The following is a 17,186-nucleotide window of genomic DNA, read 5'->3' on the forward strand; positions in this document are numbered from 1 at the left end:
GCCGAGACAGACGTCGCCATGCGTCGCCGATTGTCCCGCCGGGAACGATCCGCCGTTCGCGACCACTATCAGAATAGCGGGTTTTCCCGTGGTCGACGCAATGTCTTAGCCACGCTCGACGGGCCGGGACGGATCGCTGATCCATTCACTCCACGAGCCGGGATACAGACGCGCGCCCCGCAATCCCGCAAGCTCCATCGCCAGCAGGTTATGCGCCGCGGTTACCCCTGATCCGCATTGATGCACGATCGTGTGCGGCTCGTCGCTTCCAGCCAGCGCCCGCCATTCCGATGCCAGGGTCGAAGCCGCCTTGAAGTGACCATCTTCCCGCAGATTGTCGCGGAAGAACCGGTTGCGCGCGCCCGGAATATGTCCCGCCACGGGGTCGAGCGGATCGGGCTCCCCCCGGAAGCGATGCGGCGCACGCGCGTCCACGACCGAGAGGCGCTCCCCTTCCCGCAAGATATCGGCAGCGGTCGCCGTCGGCATCGCGGCGGCCTGCGACGCCTGGAAGTCGCCATGCGTCGGGTCGGGACAAAGGCTGGCGAGCGGCAACCCCGCCGCTTCCCACGCCTGCAGCCCGCCATCCAGCACCGCCACTGCATCATGCCCCAGCCAGCGCAGCAGCCACCACAAGCGCGCCGCATAGATGCCGCCGGACGCGTCATAGGCGACCACCTGTTGCCCCTTGTTCAACCCGCACGCGCGCAAGGTCCGCGCCAGCGCGTCGCGGTCGGGCAAGGGATGACGTCCGTTGCTGCCCGTCGGCCGGGCGGAGAGATCGTCGTCCAGGTTGAGGTAATGCGCGTCGGCAATATGCCCTGCCGCGTAAAGGGCGCAGCCGGCAGTGGAGTCGGCCAGGTCGAAACGGCAGTCGAACAGCGTCACCCTGCCGTCACGCAGCAGCGCCTCCAGCCCGGACACGTCGATCAAGGTGGTGAACATGGGCCTCCCCGTCGGTCAGACGCCGACCAGCTCGCGTCCGATCAGCATGCGCCTGATCTCGTTGGTGCCGGCCCCGATGTCCAGCAGCTTGGCGTCGCGAAGATAGCGTTCCACCGGCCAATCCTTGGTATAGCCTGCCCCGCCCAGCGCCTGGATCGCCTCGTTCGCGACCTTTACCGCATTTTCGCTGGCATAAAGGATTGCTCCGGCCGCGTCGAAGCGCGTCGTCCGGCCGGCGTCGCAGGCGCGGGCGACGGCGTAGGAATAGGCACGAGCCGAGTTCAGCGCGACATACATGTCCGCCACCTTGGCCTGCACCAGCTGAAAGCTGCCGATCGGCTTCCCGAACTGCTTGCGCTCGCGAAGATAGGGCAGCACCGTGTCGAGACAGGCCTGCATGATGCCCAATTGCACGCCCGACAGCACCACCCGTTCATAATCCAGCCCCGACATCAGCACCTTTACGCCATCGTCGAGCAGTCCGAGGATGTTTTCATCAGGCACTACGCAATCGGTGAAGACCAATTCCGCCGTGGGCGAGCCGCGCATCCCCATCTTGTCGATCTTCTGGCCGATGGCGAAACCGGGCATCCCCGCTTCCACCAGAAAGGCGGTAATCCCCCTGGACCCCGCGTCGGGCGTGGTCCGGGCATAAACCAGCAACGTGTCGGCATAGGCCGCGTTGGTGATCCAGAACTTGGTGCCGTTCAGGCGATAGCCGCCATCGACCCGCTCCGCGCGCAGCGTCATCGCCACCACGTCGGACCCCGCGCTGACTTCGGACATCGCCAGACTGCCGATATGTTCGCCCGACACCAGTTTGGGCAGGTAACGCGCCTTCTGCTCGGCCGTGCCCCAGCGATGGACCTGGTTCACGCACAAGTTGGAATGCGCGCCATAGGACAGGCCGATCGAGGCGGAGGCGCGCGCCACCTCCTCGCACGCCACCACATGTTCGAGGTAGCCGAGGCCGAGCCCGCCATAATCTTCCGCAACCGTGATGCCGTGCAGGCCGAGCGCGCCCATAGCCGGCCACAATTCACGCGGAAACCAATCCTCGGCATCGATCCGCGCGGCCAGTGGCGCGATCCGCTCCGCCGCGAAACGCCCGGTCGTCGCGCGGATGGTCTCCGCCATCTCGCCCAGTGCGAAGTCCAGAAGCTCGGCCATCACCCATCCTCGACATGATTGTATTTGCCACCGTTCATGCCGTGTTTCGCGGGTCAGCGCCATGGCGCGGCCCCGCCGAAGGAACACAAGGGCGGCAGCGGCTTTCCTCTCCGGAACAGGAGATCATGTGGACGCTGAGGTCATTATCGTAGGCGCGGGCGCGGCCGGCATCGCGGCGGCGCGCAGGCTGAAAGACCATGGGCGGCGCATCCTGTTGGTGGAGGCCCTGGGCCGTATCGGCGGCCGCGCGTGGACCGTCACACGGGAAGGACTGCCACTCGACATGGGGTGCGGCTGGCTCCACTCGGCGGAGCGCAATCCGCTGGTCGGCGTAGCGAAGGCACAGGGCGCCATCCTCGATCGGACACCGGCCGCCTGGGGCAACCAACTGCGCAACCTGGGCTTCAGTGTCGCCGAGCAGCGCGCCGCCCGGCGGGGCTATTCCGCGCTGCAGGAACAATTGGCCTCCGCACCGCCGGCCAGCGACTGCGCCGGTGACGCGATGGCGCGCGACCATGACTGGCGGGGTTATGCCGACATGCTGAGCGGCGCGCTCAACGGTGCGGAACTCGACCGCGTCTCCGCGCGCGACTTCGCTACCTATAACGAGGCCGCGACCGAGACAGACTGGCGCTTGCCCGCGGGCATGGGCACCATGATCGCCGGTTCGGCCGCCAACCTGCCGATCCGCATGGACACGCAGGTCGGCGCCATCGACACCAACGGCCGCACTGTAGCGGTCGAGACCTCGCGCGGTATGTTGCGATCCTCTGCCGTGATCGTGGCGGTGCCGACCGACGTGCTGGCACGCGGCGCAATTCGCTTCGGCCCCGGCATGACGGACCATTGCCACGCGGCAGCATGCCTGCCGCTCGGGCGGGTGGACAAACTGTTCCTGGGGATGGCCGATCCGGATGCCGTGCCACTGGAAACCCACCTGATCGGCAATCCGCATGATCCGCTCACCGGTAGCTATTACCTGCGTCCTTTCGGCCGACCCGTGATCGAATGCTTCTTCGGCGGCATCGCGGCCCGTGCCATGGAAGAAGCGGGCGACGAGGGACGGGTTGCGTTCGCCCGCGAGGAGCTAGGCAAGCTGCTCGGCGCACAGGCGGTGCGAGGCCTCAATGCGCTGGCGGGAAGCTGGTGGCACAGGGAGCCGAGCATCGGCGGGGCCTACAGCCATGCCCTGCCCGGCCATGCCGACAAGCGCGGCCTGCTGGCCACGCCACCATCCGACCGCCTGGCCTTTGCCGGAGAGGCCTGCTCCGTTCAGGATTACTCAACCGCGCATGGCGCATGGCAGTCCGGCATCGACGCCGCCAATTGGATCGAGGCTGCCCTGGCCCGCAACGCCGCATGACAGAAAGGCTGCATCCCGTGCGAAAGAGAACCATCCTCCGGGTGCTGCTGATCGCCGCCTTCACGGTCGCGGGGGTGGCGCATATCAAGCATCCCCAACCGTTCGTGAAGATCGTGCCCTGGTGGGTGCCCTTTCCCCGGCTGACCGTGGTGCTGACCGGCTGGTGCGAACTTGCCGGTGCCGCCGGGCTGATCACGCGGCATTACCGGCGTACCGCCGGCATGATGTTCGCGCTCTATTCGGTCTGCGTGTTTCCGGCCAACATCAAGCATGCGCTGGATTACGGGCATAGCGCCGGGCTGGGCCCGGGCTGGCTCTACCATGGCCCACGCCTGCTGTTTCAGCCGGTGATCGTCTGGTGGTCGGTCTATGCCGGCGGCCTGACCGACTGGCCGTTCACAAAGCGAAGCCAAGCTGTTCTGCCGTCGGTTCCGGCTGATCGCTCGACAGTGTCGAGAGGGTAAGGCCGAGCAGGCGCACCCCCTTCTCCATCGGGCACAGCGCATCCAGCAGCGCCAGCCCGGCCGCGCCGATGGTCGCCCGGTCCCCAACCGCATGGGACAGGCTGCGCGCCCGCGTGATCTGGTGGAAGTCGGCATATTTGACCTTCAGCGTCACTGTCTTGCCGAAGGCCCCGGCGCGCCCGATCCGCTCCATCAGCGCGTCGAGCACGGCCTCCAGCGCGGTCGCAAGCTCGTCCCGCGCCTGTATGTCGTGTGAGAAGGTCCGTTCCGCGCCCACCGACTTGCGGATGCGGTTGGCGCGCACCGGCCGGTCATCGATCCCCCGCGCCGCCTTGTAGAGATAACCTGCGAAACTGCCGAAATGCGCCTCCAGAAAGGGCAGGCTCTGCGCCTTCAGGTCCGCCCCGCTGACGATGCCCAGCAGCGCCATCTTCTCCGCCGTTTTCGGCCCCACGCCATGGAAGCGGGCAACCGGCAGGCTTTCCACGAAGTGCGGACCGCGCGCGGGGGTGATGACGCACAGCCCGTCGGGCTTGTTCTGGTCGGAAGCGAGCTTGGCGATGAACTTGTTGTATGACACGCCGGCGGATGCGGTCAGGCCGATTTTCGCCTTGATGCGGGCACGTATCTCCTCCGCGATCACGCGGGCGGACGTGGTTCCCGATACGTCCAGATACGCCTCGTCCAGCGACAAGGGTTCGATCAGGTCGGTATGTTCGGCAAAGATGGCGCGGATCTGCCGGCTGATGGCGGAATAGACGTCGAAGCGCGGCTTGACGAAGATCAGGTCGGGACAGCGCCGCCGCGCGGTTGCCGAGGCCATCGCCGATCGCACGCCATAACGCCGCGCCTCGTAACTCGCCGCCGCGACCACGCCCCGTTCCCGCGAGCCGCCGACCGCGACCGGCTTGCCGCGCAAGGCCGGATCGTCGCGCTGCTCCACCGACGCATAAAAGGCGTCCATGTCGACATGGATGATCTTGCGGACAGGATCGCCCCCGCCGCCGCTAACCGCATCGTCCATGCGATACGTTTAGCGGGGCGGGGGCAAAAGGGGAACAATTCTGTTGGTCAGGAACCTCGGGGGCTATATCGTTTTCCCTGGGCTCCGCTCACGCGCGGTCGCTAGATCAGCGCGGCGGAACCCCGCCCGGCGTCGCCGTCGTGCCCGTGCCCGTGCCCATGGTCGCGCGCGGCGATCCGCCGTTGCGCGACCGGGTCGTGTCGCGCGAGCGGCGCGAGCTGCCGGTGGTTGCGCCGGTCGTGCTGCCCGTATCGGTGCTCATGCCGCTGCCGGTGGAGGAACTGCTCATTCCAGTGCCGGTCGTCGAACCGGTCGAGCCCACGCTGGTGCCCGTGTCGCCCGGCATCGTGCTGGTGGGGCTACCCACGTTGGGACCCGTGCCGACCGGCGACCCGGCATCCGTGCCGACACCCACGCCCGTGCCCATCGTAGTGGACGACGATCCGGGTGCGGTGACCGACCCTCCCGTCGTGCCGCCCATGGTCCCGCCGGCGGTGCCGCCGGTCGTCTGGGCCATGGCCGGCAATGCAATAGCTGCTGCCGCAATCATCATCAGGTTACGCATCGTCTCTCTCCTGTAAAACTTGAGGGAAGAACGGCTTAACTCTGATTTTGTGCCCTCTCAGGCCAATCTTTCCGGCACTTCTCCTGCTTCCTGCAGCAAGGTTTCACGGGAGGCCACCGCCTCCCATGGGAAAATAAACCAATGTTTATTTGTGGCGCGATCGATCGTGCGGGCGCGATAGTCCACCCGTGCACGCGAGCGAACATTGTCGATCAGCACGGCGACCCGTACCCCGTCCGGTTTGCCGCCATGCGCCGCGATGGTCGCGCGGATCGCCTCGATCGTGCCCCTGCTGTCGTTGATGTCGTCCACCAGCAGGATGCGCCGCCCTGCCCTGGTCACGCCGGCCAGCTTCGCCAGCAGTTCGTCGGCAAAGCCCGGAATGCCCGAGCTATAGTCGATCGTCAGCAGGCCAATGCCGGTGCGGTGCGACAGGTAGGCACCCGGCACCAGGCCCCCGCGGCCGACGCCGACGATATGGTCGGGCCGCCATCCGCCCGCGTCCAGCGCCTCCGCCACAGCATGCACGTCAGCCAGGAACGCCTCGTGGCTTATCGGCGCGAACTCAGGGCCGGTCATGCCGCCTCCGCATACAGATCCAACGCCGCCAGGTGTCGCGTCACCGCCGCATCGTCCAGAAAGGAGCCCAGGAAACTGTTGCGCGCCAGCGTGACGATCTGCTCGCGCGAGACGAACGGCGCGATCGCCCGGTAATTGTCCGCGACATAGCCGCCGAAATAGGCCGGATCGTCCGAATTGATCGTCGCCCGCAGGCCGCTCTTCAACATCGCCGGGATGGGATGCTCGGCCGCGTCCCGCACCACGCACAGCTTCAGGTTGGACAGCGGGCAGACGGTCAGCGCCATGCCGCTGCGCGCCAGCCGGGTGACCAGCGCGTCATCCTCCATCGCGCGATTGCCATGGTCCAGCCGGTCCACGCCCAGCAGGTCCAGCGCCTCCAGCACATAGGCTGCCGGCCCTTCCTCCCCGGCATGGGCCACCCGCTTCAGCCCATGGGTGGCGGCGGCGGCAAAGACGCGCGCGAACTTTTCCGGCGGATGGCCGACCTCCGAACTGTCCAGGCCGACGCCCGCGATCCGGTCGAGCCACGGCTCGGCCGCCTGCAACGTCGCAAAGGCGGCCGCTTCGTCCAGGTGGCGGAGGAAGCACAGGATCAGCTTGGACGACATGCCATGCCGCGCCTCCGCTTCCGCCATCCCTGCCAGCAGGCCGTCGGCCACCACCTGAAACGGGATGCCACGATCGGTATGGGTCTGCGGATCGAAGAAGATTTCGGCGTGGACCACGCCATCGGCATGCGCGCGAGCAAAATATGCGAGCGCCAGGTCGCGAAAATCGTCCTCCGTGCGCAACACGTCGGCGCCCCGATAGTAGATATCCAGAAAGTCCTGGAGGCGAGTGAAATTGTACGCACCGCGCAGCTCCTCGACCGAGGAAAAGGGGATCTGGATGCGGTTACGCCGGGCGAAGTCGAACATCTGCTCCGGTTCGAGGCTGCCCTCGATGTGGAGATGGAGTTCCGCCTTGGGCAGGCCGGTGATGAACGTGTCGAGATCGGTCATGATGTTGGGTTCCGGGCGTTGGTGCCCCCAATCTAGCGTTCCCCGCGCCCGGCGGAAGGGGGCGTGTCTGCTCGCGGCCGCGGCATTGCTTGTCGGGGCCCGCGCCAAGCCGGTACGCGAGGGCGAACTGGTCCTGCCCGCCGCCGATCCGGTGATCGCCGCCACCATAGCCGGCGTCCCCGTCCGCCTGCGGGTGGACCTCGACCGGCGGACCAGCGTGGAACTCAACCCGGACGTGGCAGCCCGACTGCCGCTCGCCTGGGAACAGGATATCGCGATCGAGGTGGGCCGCGTCAGCCTGGACGGCCGCATCGCCATCGCACCGCTGACGGTCGCCGGGCGCACCCTGCCGATCCCCGTGGCAAGCTATGACCGTCCCTGCTGCGACGGCGTGGATGGGGCGATCGGGGCCGACCTGCTGCCGTATGCGCGGGTGCGCTGGGTCCGTCGCGACGCGCCCGCGAACCAGGCCGTTCGTTCCCTGTCGCTGGAGCAAAGCGGGCTGTTCGGCCTGTCCAGCCCGGTGGACGGACTGGCGCTGCGCTTCGCCTCGGCCCAGACGGAGACCACCGCAACCGCTGCCGCCGGCGCGACCCTGGCGCACGATCACGGCGGAGGCTGGCATGGACCGCCGCGCACGATCCGTGCCGCCTTTGGCGTGTCCCGTCCGGTGCGGCAACTCGACTTCGCCCGACCCGCGTCTCTGGCGGGCTTCCGGTTCGACCATCTGCTGGTCCGCATTTCCGACTTTGCCGGCGACCGGCGGCTCCCGGACGACCCCGCCGGCCGCGACGAGATCGTGGTCAGCCATGCGCTCCGCCGTCAGCGACCTTGGGCGGCAGTGACGCTCGGCGCCGATCGGCTCGATCTGTGTGCCGAAATCACGTATGTCGCCGAGCCGCGCAGCCTGATCCTCCATTGTGCATTCGATCGGCCGTGACCCGACCGCCCCTGTATCCGCTGCTGCTCGCCCTGCTGCTGACCGGCGCCGCGCCTGCCGCCGCGCCCGTCTATGATGCCGCGCTGGAAGGCCGGGTGTTCGACCGTGCCTGGTCGCTGGTGCGCGACAAATATTGGAACCGGGCCGAAACCGGGCAGGCGTGGGACGCCGCCCGCGCGACATTCCGTTCGCGTGCGGTGGCGGCGCCGGACCGCCGTGCGTTCTACACGATCCTGGGCGAGATGCTGGCCACCCTGGATGACAGCCACGTCTACGCGATCGATCCGATCCAGCTGGCGATCGGCGCGGCCCGCGACGATGGCGAGGACGCACAGGGCTTCGGATTCACCATGCTACCCAACGATGATGGAGAATGGCGGGTGATGCGGGTCCAGCCCGGTTCCGCCGCCGCCACGGCCGGGGTCCAGATCGGCTGGATCGTTTCGCAGGTGAACGGGGGCGAGGTCGACATCGACTATCAGCCAAAGGCCGGAGAGGCGGCGCGCTTCGTGTTCCGGGACGAGTTCGGCGCCGATCACCGCCTGACCCTTCCCGCCACGCTGGAGCAGCCGGAGGCGTCGCGCCGGGCCGAGCTGTTGCCCGGCAACATCCTGCTGGTGGGGCTGAACGGGTTCGATAGCGGCGACGATCGCTGGATCGCACGCGAGATTGCGCGGGCCCAGCCACAAGGCCTGATCCTCGACTTGCGTGACAATGGCGGCGGCGAGGCTGGCGTGATCGCGCGGGTCGCCGGCCTGTTCTTCAGCGAGAACCGCCCGCTGGTGCAACGGATCGGCAGGACCACATCGATCCAGAAGACGAGCGGCGCGGGTGCGGATGCCTATCGCGGTCCCCTGGCGGTGCTGGTCGGCAACGGCAGCGCGAGCGGGGCGGAGGCGGTTGCCGCGCTGATCGGGGAAAGCGGACGCGGGATCACCGTGGGCGAACGTACCGCCGGCGCGCTGACCGGTGCCGCTTATTACCGCCTGCCCGATAGCGGCCAGCTGACCGTGGCCGAATTCGACATCCGCACCCCGGCGGGGCATCGCCTGGAGGGCGTGGGCCTCCGCCCGCTGGCGGAGGTCCGCCCGACCCTGGCGGAGCAGCGTGCCGGCAAGGACGTCGTGCTGGATCGGGCGCGGGCGCTGCTTACGAAGCCGGCCAGCTCCCGCCGATCGCCTGGATCAAATTGACCGCCGACACCTGACGATCCACCAGCGCCTGCACCTCCGCCTCCCGTGCGGTCAGCGCGGTGGTCTGCGCCACGATCACGTCGGAATAGGCGATCTGCCCCGCCAGATACTGGTTCTGGGTCAAGGCTTCCACCCGGTTGGCGGATGCGGCTGCGCTCGCCCGCTGCGTCTCGACATAGGCCAGGATGCGGTTTGCGGCGAGCGCATCCTCCACCTGCTGGAACGCCGTCAGGGCGGTCTGGCGATAATTGGCGGCCGTCTGGGCGTACGCCGCCCGCGCCTGCTCCACCCGGGCCGAGCGGGCGCCGAAATCCAGCAGGGTCAACGCGCCCGACAGCCCGAGCGACCAGATGCTGCTGGAGGCCGTGAACAGGTCCCCCAGGCGGCCGGTCTGCGTGCCGATGTCGCCCGACAGGCCGAAGACGGGAAAGAAGGCGGCGCGCTCGATCCCGATCGCGGCATTGGCCGCCGCCACCCGGCGCTCCGCCGCCGCGACGTCCGGTCGCCGCTCCAGCACGGCGGACGGCAGGGTCGGCGGCACGTCGGGGATGCTCTTGGGCGCCTGCGCAACCTCCGGCAGCGTGAAAATGGACGGGCTTTCGCCCACCAGCACCGCAATCGCATGTTCCAGCACCGCGCGCTGCCGCACCAGGTCGGCGGCGTTGGCCCGCGCGCTGTCCAGCTGGCTTTGCGCCTGCAACACGTCGACCCGCGCGATCACGCCCTGATTGTAGCGGTTGGTGGTGATGGTGAGCGCGCGCTGATACGCCTTCACCGTGGTATCCAGAATCGCCTTGCGCAGCTCGATCCCGCGCAGCTGGACATAATTGAGCGCCAATTCGCCCTGCGCCGCCAGGGTGACGTTGGCGAGGTCGGCCTGGCTCGCCTGCGCCAGTGCTCCCTGCTGGCTGACGGCGTTGCGCAGCCGGCCGAACAGGTCCGGCTCCCACGTCGCGCCGATGGATGCGGAATAGCGCCGGCTGCCGCTGCTGACGTTCACCGTATTGCCGCCGATAATGGTCGGCCGTCCGGCCCCGAACGATCCGGCGCGCGTCGCCCCGGTGGACAGGTCGATCACCGGGAACAGGGATGCCCGCACCTCCCGCACCGCTGCCCGCGCTTGGTCATAGGCGGCGACGGCGGCGGCCACGTCTTGGTTGGCGTTCACCACCCGGCCTTCCAGGTCGTTCAGCACGGGATCGCCGAACAACAGCCACCATTGCCCTTTCGCCACTGCATCGGCCGGCGCCGCGCCGCGCCAGCCCGGGGCCTCCTTGAAGCTGGGAGGGATCGTGGCGGAGGGCCGCTGGTAACGCGGCGCCAGGTTGCAGGCGGACAGCGCCAGCAGCGCCGTGACGGCGATGGCGGGCGACGGAGAACGGATCATGCGGCAGGAACCCCTTGGGGCGGAGGGACGGCGGCGGCCCCGCGCGAACGGGTGCGACGAAAGCGATCCAGCGCCAGATAGACGACCGGCGTGGTCAGCAAGGTGATGAACTGGCTGGCGATCAGCCCGCCCATGATGGCGATGCCCAGCGGCCGGCGCAGCTCCGCCCCCTCGCCGAAGCCGATCGCCAGCGGCAGCGCGCCGAACGCGGCCGCCAGCGTGGTCATCAGGATCGGGCGGAACCGCAGCAGCGACGCTTCGCGGATTGCGGCCACCGGCGACAGCCCGCGCGACCGTTCCGCATCCAGCGCGAAATCGATGATCAGAATCGCATTCTTCTTCACGATGCCGATCAGCAGGATCAGGCCGATCAGCGCGATCAGGTCGAACTGCGATCCCGTCAGCATCAGCGCCAGCACCGCGCCCAGCCCCGCCGATGGCAAAGTCGACAAGACGGTCAGCGGATGGATCGCGCTTTCGTACAATATGCCGAGCACGATGTAGATCACCACGATCGCGGACAGGATCAGGATCGGGTTGGACTGGCTGGACTTCTGGAACACCAGGGCGGTTCCGGCCACGCTTCCCCGAACCTGCACGGGAAGGTTCAGGCTCTGCTCGACCTGCCGGATGCGCGCGATGGCCTGGCCCAGCGAGAACCCGGGCGCTGGCGAAAAGCTGATGGTGGTGGATGGCGCAGCGTCGGTATGCTCCACCTCCGATGCGGTCGAGCGGACAGACCAGTGCGCGACGGCCGACAGCGGGATCATGTTGGCCGGCGTCATGTTCACCGCCGCCCCGCCCGCGCCATCGCGCGCCTGGCCGGTTGACGATGTCGGCGTCGATCCTCCGACCGCCGAAGCCGAACCGACCGTCCGCAGCCCGTTGGCGCTGGCACCCGAAGACTGCCCGCTCACCGCTCCCGTCCCTGCACCGGTGCCGGTGCCCGCAGCCGCGCCGGTCGGCCCGGTGGCGGCGTTGGCGTTGGTGACCGGGGCGGTGGCGCCCGTGGCCGTCTGGGCCGCGCGTGCCGGCACGTAGACATTGTCCAGCGCGGCGGGCGATCCGGTGAAGCGCGGCGCCACGCCCATCACCACATAATATTGGTTGAGGCCGCTATAGATGGTCGCCACCTGCCGCTGACCGAAGGCGTCGTACAGCGTGTTGGTGATGGCGGAGATCGGAACGCCCAGCCGGGTCGCGGCATCCTTGTCGATGTCGACGAACACCTCCGCGCCGCCCTGGTCGCTGTCGACGTCGACCTCCGCAATCTCCGGCACATGCTTCAACGCCTCGCCCAGACGCGGTGCGGCCTTCAACAGCACGCCGGGATCGTCGGCCTTCAGCTCATATTGGTAGCTCAAATTGCCGCCACGCCCGCCGACCCGCATGTCCTGCACCGGCATCAGGTAAGCGGTGACGCCGGTGACCTGCGCCAGTTTGGGGCGCAACCGCTCGATCACCTTCTGCACGGGATCGCGCTGGCGCTGCGGCTTCAGGGTGGAGAACAGAAAGCCGCCGCCCGCCCGCGATCCGCCGGTGAACGCCACCACCGTGTTGATCGCCGGGTCCGCCTTGATGATCCCCACGATCCGGGTGAGCTTGACCTGCATGTCCTGGAACGAGATGCTCTCGTCCGCGCGCAACCCGCCCATCAGCGATCCCGTATCCTGTTCGGGAAAGAAGCCCGACGGTATCCGCGTCATCAGGAATATGTTGAGCAGCACGGCCGCGATCAGCAGCATCAGGGTCGCGCCGCGGTTGGCGAGCGCCCAGTCCAGCCGCCGGGCGTAGAAGGCCTGGAGCCGGTCGAACTGCCGCTCGGAAAAATCCGCAAAGCGGCTCGGCTTTACGTCCTGCGGCCGGCGCAGGATCAGGGACGCGAGCATGGGCGTGGTGGTCAACGAGATCACCAGGCTGATCAGAACCGCCACCGTCATGGTGACGGCGAATTCGTTGAACAGCCGCCCGACGATGCCCTGCATGAACAGCAAGGGTATGAACACCGCCACCAGGCTGATCGAGATGGACAGCACGGTGAAGCCGACCTCACGCGCCCCGCGCAGCGCCGCCTCCAGCGGGCGCGTTCCCTCCTCCACGTGGCGGGAAATATTCTCCAGCACCACGATCGCATCGTCCACCACGAAGCCGGTCGCCACCGTCAGCGCCATCAGCGACAGATTGTTGAGGCTGAAACCCAGCAGGTACATCACCCCGATCGTGCCCGACAGCGACACGATCACCGCCACGGCCGGGACGATCGTCGCCCGCAGCGAACGGAGAAAGATCGACACCACGATCACCACCAGGATCGTGGCGATCACCAGCGTCACCTCCACCTCGCGCAGGGACGCGCGGATGGTGGTGGTGCGGTCAGACGCCACATGCATCTTGATGTCGGCGGGGATCACCGCCTGGAGGCCGGGCAGCTGCGCCTTTACAGCATCCACGGTGGCGATGATGTTGGCACCCGGCTGGCGGCTGATGACGATGGTGACGGCGCGCTTGCCGTTGAACAGCCCCATCGTCCGCACGTCCTGCGGGCCGTCATAGACCTGGGCCACGTCCTGCAAGCGCACTGCCACGCCGCTGCGCCAGGCGATGACGATGCCGCTATAATCCCTGGCGTGCAGGCCCGGCACGTCGCCATAGATCTGCCACGCGGTGCTCGGGCCGTCGATCACGCCGCGCGGCCGGTTGGCGCTGGTCGCGGTGACGGCGGTGCGCACATCCTCCAGCGGGATGCCGTAGCGCGACAAGGCCAGCGGGTTGAGGTCGATCCGCACCGCCGGCAGCGCCGCCCCGCCAAGCTCCACGTCGCCGACACCCGGCACCTGCAACAGCCGCTGCTGCACGACGTTGGACACCGTGTTGTAGATTTCGGACGGCGTGCGCGTATCGCTGGTCAGCGCGATGATCATGATCGGCGCGTCGGCCGGGTTGATCTTGCGATAGCTGGGATTGGTGCGCAGCGTCGCGGGCAGGTCGGCGCGGGCCGCGTTGATCGCCGCCTGCACGTCGCGGGCCGCGCCGTCGATGTTGCGCGACAGGTCGAACTGCGCCGTGACCCGCACCGATCCCACCCCGGAGCTTGAGGTCAGCTCGGTCACGCCGGCGATGGTCGCCATCCGCTTTTCCAGCGGGGAGGCGACGCTGGTCGCCATGGTGGTGGGGCTCGCTCCGGGAAGGTTCGCCTGCACGCTGATGGTCGGGAAATCGACCTGCGGCAGCGGCGCGATCGGCATTCCGAAAAAGGCGGCGATCCCCGCCAGCAGCAATCCCACCGTCAGCAGCAGGGTTCCGATCGGCCGCCGGATGAACGGCGCGGACAGGTTCACGCGGCCGGCTCCGCCGATCCGCACCGCGCGGCGGCGCCCTGCCCGGCGACGGAGAAATGCGCGCCGATCACGCCCGCTCCTCCAGCGGCAGCAGGGGCTCGGCCTCACGCATGTGCCGCACGCGGGCGGACACCCGCTCGAACGCCAGGAAGATGACGGGCGTGGTGAACAGGGTCAGCGCCTGGCTGACGATCAACCCGCCCGCGATCGCCAGGCCGAGCGGCTGCCGCAGCTCCGATCCCATTCCCGACCCGAAGATCATCGGCAAGGCCGCGAACAAGGCGGCAAAGGTCGTCATCATGATCGGCCGGAACCGCAGATGCGCCGCCTGGCGGATCGCGCTGTCGGGATCCTTGCCCTCGCTCCTTTGTGCGTCGATGGCGAAGTCGATCATCATGATCGCGTTCTTCTTCACGATCCCGATCAGCAGCACGATGCCGATGATACCGATCACGCCCAGGTCATTGCCCGTGATCCACAGCGCCAGCAGCGCCCCCACGCCCGCCGATGGCAAGGTGGACAGGATCGTGACCGGATGGACGAAGCTTTCGTACAGCACGCCCAGCACGATGTAGACCACGACGATCGCCGCCAGGATCAGCCAGACCTCGTTGGCCAGGCTGGCGCGAAAGGCATTGGCCGCGCCCAGGAAGTTGGTCGTGATCGCCTCCGGAACGCCGATCCGCCGTTCCGCCGCGTTGATCGCATCCACCGCCCCGCCCAGCGACTGGCCGCGCGGCAGGTCGAACCCGATCGTGGCGGCCGGGAATTGCGACGCGCGGGTGACCTGCAACGGCGCGTCGCCTTCCACAAAGGTCGCCACCGTGGACAAGGGCACTGACGTTCCGCCCGCCGTCTGGACGTAAAGTTGCTGCAACGCCTGCGGGCTGGTCAGCAGCCCCGGCTGGCTTTCCAGGATCACGCGATACTGGGTCGTCTGGGTGAAGATGGTCGAGATGATGCGCTGCCCGAACGCATTGTAGAGCGCGCTGTCGATCGCGGCCGCGCTGATCCCCAGCCGGGCCGCCACGTCGCGGTTGATATGCACGGTGACCGCGCGTCCCCGGTTCTGCACGTCGGAAATGGGGTGGCTGACCTGCGAAAGCGACCGCATCTCGGCCAGCAACAGCTCGGCCCAATGCTCCACCTCCGCCTGGTCGGCTCCCTGTAAGGCGAAGCGATATTGGGTCGCTCCTCCCTCGGCATCCACCGTCAGGTCCTGCACGGGCCTGATGTAGAGCGTGAGGCCGGCCACCTCCCGCGCGCGATCCTGCAAACGGCGGATCAAGGCGGCCTGGCTCCCCTCGCGATCCTCCTTGGTCTTCAGGTTGACCAGCATCCGGCCCTGGTTCAGCGCCGGATTCTGCCCGTCCACACCGACATTGGAGCTGAGGCTCTCCACATCCGGATCGGCCAGCAGCACGTCGGCCACCCGCTGCTGAAGCGCCGTCATCCGGCCGAACGACACGCCCTGCCCCGCCACGGTCACCACCTGGAGCTGGCCGGTATCCTGCTCCGGGAACAGGCCCTTGGGTATGGCGACGAACATCACGGCGGTCAGCACGACGCTGCCCAGGAAAACCATCATCGCCAGCCCCTGACGCAGCAGCACCCAATCGAGCCAGCGCGAGTAATGATGCGACAGCCGGTCGAACCACGCCATGGTCGCGGCGACGAAGCGCGGCGTGTGCATCTCGTGCTCCGGCCGGAGCCAGCGGGCGGACAGCATCGGCACCAGCGTCAGCGCAACCACCGCCGAGATCAGGATGGTCACCGCCAGCGTGACCGCGAACTCGCGAAACAGCCGTCCGACAACGTCGCCCATGAACAGCAACGGGATCAGCACCGCGACCAGGCTGACCGTCAGCGAGATGATGGTGAAGCCGATCTCGCGACTGCCGCGCAGTGCCGCCGCCAGTGGGCTCGCGCCCTCCTCGATATGGCGTGCGATATTCTCCGTCACCACGATCGCATCGTCGACCACGAAGCCCGAGGCGATGGTCAGCGCCATCAACGTCAGGTTGTTGAGGCTGAACCCCAGCAGGTGCATCACCGCAAAGGTGCCGACGATCGACAGCGGTACGGCCAGGCTGGCAATCACCGTCGCCTGAAACGAGCCCAGGAACAGGAAGATGGCGAGCGTCACCAGGATGATGGCGAACACCAGCTCCAGCTGAACGTCGTGGACGGAGGTGCGGATGCCCACCGTCCGATCGGTCAGCAGCGTCACATGCACGTCCGCCGGCAGTGCATCCTCAAGGTCGGGCAAAGCCGCCTTGATCGCATCCACCGTGCCGATCACGTTCGCCCCGGGCTGGCGCTGAACGTCCAGCACGATCGCAGGCGTCTTGTTCATCCACGCGCCCAACCGCACATTTTCGGAGCTGTCGACCACCTGGGCCACGTCCGCCAGGCGCACCGGCGCGTCGCCCTGATAGGCGATGATGAGCGAGCGATACTCTTCGGCGCTGGCCAGCTGGTCGTTGGACTCGATCGACCAGCTTCGCGTCGGTCCGTCGAAACTGCCCTTGGCGCCGTTGACGTTGGCGGACGAGATGGCGCTGCGCAGTTGATCCAGCGAGAGGTTATGGGCGGCCAGCGCCTGCACATTGGCCTGGATGCGCACCGCCGGCCGCTGCCCGCCCGACAGCGACACCAGGCCGACACCGGAAATCTGCGCGATCTTGTTGGAAACGCGCTGCTCCACCATGTTCTGCACTTCGGCCAGCGTCCGCGTCGGCGACGTGACGCCCAGGCTCAGGATCGGCGCGTCGGCCGGGTTGACCTTGGCGTAGATCGGCGGCGCCGGCAGGTCCGACGGCAGCAGCGTGTTGGCGGCATTGATCGCGGCCTGCACCTCCTGCTCCGCCACGTCGAGCGGCAGATCGAGGTTGAACTGGAGCGTGATAACCGATGCCCCCGCGCTGGACACGGACGACATCCGGCCGAGCCCCGCCATCTGCCCGAACTGCCGCTCCAGCGGTGCCGTCACCGTCAGGTTCATCACGTCCGGGCTTGCGCCGGGGTACAAGGTGCGGACCTGGATGGTGGGGTAATCCACCTGCGGCAGGGCGGCGAGCGGCAGGAAGCGGTAGCCGACCAGGCCGGCCAGCAGGATGGCGAGCATGAACAGGGTCGTCGCCACCGGCCGCATGATGAAGGGGCGGGACGGGTTCACCCCCTCCGGCCCCAGCACCTCCTGCTCGGCGCCGAG

13 protein-coding genes are annotated in these 17,186 nt (G+C 67.9%); 4 read left to right on the forward strand and 9 right to left on the reverse strand.

From position 1 onward, the window contains the following. Positions 1-105 precede the first annotated feature (105 nt). Positions 106-945: a sulfurtransferase gene (locus tag Q0D93_RS02925; protein WP_294391122.1), complete on the reverse strand. Its 840-nt coding sequence runs from the start codon at positions 943-945 to the stop codon at positions 106-108. A gap of 15 nt (positions 946-960) precedes the next feature. Next, positions 961-2,115, reverse strand: coding sequence for an isovaleryl-CoA dehydrogenase (locus tag Q0D93_RS02930; protein ID WP_294391125.1), 1,155 nt, complete (start codon positions 2,113-2,115; stop codon positions 961-963). Between the two features lie 127 nt (positions 2,116-2,242). On the opposite strand from Q0D93_RS02930, the gene Q0D93_RS02935 reads away from it, so the two are divergent. Together Q0D93_RS02935 and Q0D93_RS02940 are read left to right on the forward strand one after the other, a co-directional pair. Next, the gene (locus Q0D93_RS02935; RefSeq protein ID WP_294391128.1) at positions 2,243-3,478 is read left to right on the forward strand and encodes an NAD(P)/FAD-dependent oxidoreductase; all 1,236 of its coding nucleotides are present in this window, start codon (positions 2,243-2,245) and stop codon (positions 3,476-3,478) included. Between the two features lie 17 nt (positions 3,479-3,495). Beyond that, positions 3,496-3,942, forward strand: a complete 447-nt coding sequence (locus Q0D93_RS02940) for a DoxX family protein (RefSeq protein ID WP_294391131.1) — start codon at positions 3,496-3,498, stop codon at positions 3,940-3,942. On the opposite strand, the gene dinB is transcribed toward Q0D93_RS02940, so the two are convergent. The 4 genes from dinB to Q0D93_RS02960 form a co-directional block, all read right to left on the reverse strand. Next, positions 3,875-4,966 carry a DNA polymerase IV gene (gene dinB / locus Q0D93_RS02945; protein WP_294391134.1) on the reverse strand — a complete coding sequence of 364 codons (1,092 nt, stop codon included), beginning with the start codon at positions 4,964-4,966 and terminating at the stop codon, positions 3,875-3,877. The two genes, Q0D93_RS02940 and dinB, sit on opposite strands and share 68 nt — an antisense overlap. 106 nt (positions 4,967-5,072) lie before the next feature. Then, complete coding sequence (locus tag Q0D93_RS02950) at positions 5,073-5,531, reverse strand: hypothetical protein (RefSeq protein WP_294391137.1); 459 nt, start codon at positions 5,529-5,531, stop codon at positions 5,073-5,075. A gap of 57 nt (positions 5,532-5,588) precedes the next feature. Next, entirely contained in the window at positions 5,589-6,110 is a 522-nt protein-coding gene (locus tag Q0D93_RS02955; protein ID WP_294391140.1) for a phosphoribosyltransferase family protein, read from the reverse strand. Beyond that, positions 6,107-7,114, reverse strand: a complete 1,008-nt coding sequence (locus tag Q0D93_RS02960; protein ID WP_294391143.1) for an adenosine deaminase — start codon at positions 7,112-7,114, stop codon at positions 6,107-6,109. Before Q0D93_RS02960 ends, Q0D93_RS02955 begins: the two co-directional genes overlap by 4 nt. Before the next feature lie 85 nt (positions 7,115-7,199). Between Q0D93_RS02960 and Q0D93_RS02965 the strand changes: the two genes are divergently transcribed. Further along, positions 7,200-8,054 (forward strand): hypothetical protein, encoded by an 855-nt coding sequence (locus tag Q0D93_RS02965; RefSeq protein WP_294391145.1) that lies wholly within the window; start codon positions 7,200-7,202, stop codon positions 8,052-8,054. Beyond that, positions 8,051-9,247, forward strand: coding sequence for a S41 family peptidase (locus Q0D93_RS02970; RefSeq protein WP_294391148.1), 1,197 nt, complete (start codon positions 8,051-8,053; stop codon positions 9,245-9,247). Before Q0D93_RS02965 ends, Q0D93_RS02970 begins: the two co-directional genes overlap by 4 nt. Here Q0D93_RS02970 and Q0D93_RS02975 read toward each other — a convergent pair. The 3 genes from Q0D93_RS02975 to Q0D93_RS02985 all read right to left on the reverse strand — a co-directional run bounded on the left by Q0D93_RS02975 (position 9,204) and on the right by Q0D93_RS02985 (position 17,150). Then, complete coding sequence (locus Q0D93_RS02975; RefSeq protein WP_294391151.1) at positions 9,204-10,634, reverse strand: efflux transporter outer membrane subunit; 1,431 nt, start codon at positions 10,632-10,634, stop codon at positions 9,204-9,206. The genes Q0D93_RS02970 and Q0D93_RS02975 overlap by 44 nt on opposite strands. Continuing rightward, positions 10,631-13,972: an efflux RND transporter permease subunit gene (locus tag Q0D93_RS02980; protein WP_294391152.1), complete on the reverse strand. Its 3,342-nt coding sequence runs from the start codon at positions 13,970-13,972 to the stop codon at positions 10,631-10,633. Before Q0D93_RS02980 ends, Q0D93_RS02975 begins: the two co-directional genes overlap by 4 nt. Before the next feature lie 67 nt (positions 13,973-14,039). Further along, the gene (locus Q0D93_RS02985) at positions 14,040-17,150 is read right to left on the reverse strand and encodes an efflux RND transporter permease subunit (RefSeq protein WP_294391258.1); all 3,111 of its coding nucleotides are present in this window, start codon (positions 17,148-17,150) and stop codon (positions 14,040-14,042) included. Between the last annotated feature and the right edge of the window lie 36 nt (positions 17,151-17,186).

Source organism: uncultured Sphingomonas sp., from assembly GCF_934560975.1.
In the GTDB taxonomy this organism is placed as follows: domain Bacteria; phylum Pseudomonadota; class Alphaproteobacteria; order Sphingomonadales; family Sphingomonadaceae; genus Sphingomonas_I.